The sequence below is a fragment of the Thermogladius sp. genome (assembly GCF_049970955.1).
GTDB lineage: Archaea > Thermoproteota > Thermoprotei_A > Sulfolobales > Desulfurococcaceae > Thermogladius.
In genome coordinates this window covers 1-2,919 of record NZ_JBMFLY010000093.1, presented here as the reverse complement: position 1 = coordinate 2,919, position 2,919 = coordinate 1, and the positions used below count along the sequence as shown (strand labels likewise).

The following is a 2,919-nucleotide window of genomic DNA, read 5'->3' as shown; positions in this document are numbered from 1 at the left end:
GGGAGGTCGAGGACTACCTGGGGAGGCAGTAGGGACCCCGGGGAGAGACGCCCGCTCGGCGGCCTTAACGTTGTCGGTACCGATGAAGACGAGCCTCAGAGTCTTCCCCAAGCACTGCGAGAACCATCCGCCCTCGGTAAATGTGCTAGTGTAAGTGGATGAGACTAGGGGAAACGTTGTCACCGCACACTTAGGGCTCCTTAGTGTGGGACCGCTCTATAAACAGGTGAGACGCCCGTGGGAGTTTCCAGCGGCCCGTAGAAACCTCACCCAAACCCTTATTAGTCCCTGATGAGAGCAGCTAAAATAGACGAGAACCAAGCGGCTTGAATTCCCTTTAAATAACAAAGAACTAAAAGTTAGTTATCGTTATCTCGAACTCCTTGAGGATTAGCTCTTTAAATAACAAAGAACTAAAAGTCTCGACTCCACTCGGTTTCGGCGGGGACGGGGTGGACTTTAAATAACAAAGAACTAAAAGTTTAGACTGTCCTTCACTTGGGCTCACCCTGAGGTGCCTTTAAATAACAAAGAACTAAAAGATGATAGCCGCCACGGCGTTAGCGATCATTACCATCACTTTAAATAACAAAGAACTAAAAGCTCATGGCGACCAGCCTAGCCAAGTAGTCGGCGAAGGCTTTAAATAACAAAGAACTAAAAGATGACCCCCCCACCATAAAGCCCATGAGGGGTCAATGGGGGCTCACTTTAAATAACAAAGAACTAAAAGTTGAACACGTCCATCAAGAACCCCATCCAAGCGGGGCTTTAAATAACAAAGAACTAAAAGCATGTTCGACGAGGGCGTGTACACTAGGACGGCAATCTTTAAATAACAAAGAACTAAAAGTCGTTCTCAAGTACAATGCTCGCCGGCGTTATCTCCACTTTAAATAACAAAGAACTAAAAGATTACAAACGTGTAGACGTTATCGTGTTGCCCGTACTTTAAATAACAAAGAACTAAAAGAGAGGCTTGCCGTCGTAGTAGAACTTGGCGTTTATCCTTTAAATAACAAAGAACTAAAAGTTTATAACGTGGACCGCGTAGGCATAACCGCGCTTTATCTTTAAATAACAGAGAACTAAAAGGTATCGCTCTTCTTATTCGTGAGGTAATTGCGAATTACTTTAAATAACAAAGAACTAAAAGAACAGGTACATGTTGTTTGTCCAGTACTGCCTTATCAGCAATAAATAACAAAGAACTAAAAGCAGTCAATGTATGCTACCCCGTCAAGACAATACGTCCCCCTTTAAATAACAAAGAACTAAAAGATGCTAAGGTTTACGTAGTAGTTGCTTTTTGTCGAGACTTTAAATAACAAAGAACCGAAAGACGGCTAGCTTCTACTACTGGGTGATCACGGATAATCCCTTTAAATAACAAAGAACTAAAAGTCGAGCTTCTCAAGCTTTGACGCGAACTTGTAGTAAGGCTTTAAATCAAAGAACTAAAAGCGTTGCAAATTAAGTATAGAAAAAGAACTAGAGGAATAAAAACTAAAAGGTAAACTGATAGAGGCTAGCTAATTAGCGCTCGGGGTATTTGAGCTTCTTGGGGTTGTAGGTAAACGTGTACTTCGCGCTCTTGTCCCCTCTTATTCTCGCTGCCAACCTGAAGGCGTTCACGTATACCGCCCTGTGAGGCGTGATTTTTGCGCCTCTTATTCTCGCCTTGAAAATATAGAAGAACTCCTCGAACAGGAATCTCATGGACTCCTTGGTTAAATAACCATCTTTATCGAGCCCAGGCAACCTCCCCGCTTTACTCATGGCCTTTATTGCGGCATGGACCGCTACGGGCTTGAACATCTCAGAGTAGTCGTAGACAAGTGGAATAGAGTAGCGGGTCTTGTGGTGCAGTCCCGTAGTTGGGTCCAGACCTGCGGCGAGCAAAGCCCTCGCGGAAAGAGCGTAAAGGAGCGAAATAGACTGGTTAATTTCCACCCCGCTTTTAGTTCTTTGTTATTTAAAGGAGATCGAGGGGACTAGGCTAATCATAGAGCCCACCTTCTTTTAGTTCTTTGTTATTTAAAGCGAGGCTATCCGAGGATCCCAACCTAGCAAAGCTCTTTTAGTTCTTCGTTATTTAAAGACGGTAAAGTTGTGGGCTGGTTAATTGGGTCTCTAGAGCGGGGTCTCCTTCCCTCGAAGCCGTACTTCTCCTTGAGCTCTAGTAGTATTTTGTGTGGTAGGAGGCTTAATAGGGCTCTCCAGTACTCCCTGCTGGCGTGAGCCTCCCATAGAAGTAGCTCCCCCGCTACTTGAGGGGCTCCTGGAATGTGCGGAGTCGGTCTTTCGTGGTACTTCAATATGTTTTCGAAGCCCCTGAACTTCGCCTTCAGAATGTTCAGCATAGTGTCTAGCTTTTCGCTTTGCGAAAGCGTGTACTGGGCCTTCCTAGTCTCGTTGTAAAGGACTACCAGGGGCGCGCTCAACACACACACGTTCCCAGCTTATTTACAGTTGCGACTGGTATATTGAATCTAGCAAGCAGAGATACTGCTCCTGCGTCCAACTTAGTCTTCGAGCCTATGACAACGACCGCCTCTATGTCCCTTATGTTGAATTCCCTGTACTTTTTACCCGCGACATCGTGAAAGACGAGTATGCTCTTAGATGTCTTTGTCGATAATTCGCTTGATCGGCTTGTCCTCTTTTAGTTCTTTGTTATTTAAAGCCGGCGTAGTTGAACGCCGTGTAGGGGTAGACCGCCAGCTTTTAGTTCTTTGTCATTTAAAGTCAAGGACGCGTCGCTCGTCGTCACGGTGATGACTTTCTTTTAGTTCTTTGTTATTTAACCTAGTTATCAGCTCGGCATTCCTAATGAATAGAGGCCTCATAACTCGTAACCCAGTGGACAGACGTGCTTAATGTCGCAAAGGTTGCAGGCCCACGGCTTTTTCTCCCTGA

At 45.2% G+C, this 2,919-nt stretch carries 2 protein-coding genes; both read right to left on the bottom strand.

The annotated features are described in order from the left end of the window. Positions 1-1,536: 1,536 nt before the first annotated feature. Complete coding sequence (locus tag ACP5VX_RS06870; RefSeq protein WP_428725139.1) at positions 1,537-1,953, bottom strand: CRISPR-associated endonuclease Cas1; 417 nt, start codon at positions 1,951-1,953, stop codon at positions 1,537-1,539. Positions 1,954-2,066: 113 nt separating this feature from the next. Then, positions 2,067-2,444 (bottom strand): CRISPR-associated endonuclease Cas1, encoded by a 378-nt coding sequence (locus ACP5VX_RS06865; protein ID WP_428725138.1) that lies wholly within the window; start codon positions 2,442-2,444, stop codon positions 2,067-2,069. Positions 2,445-2,919 lie beyond the last annotated feature (475 nt).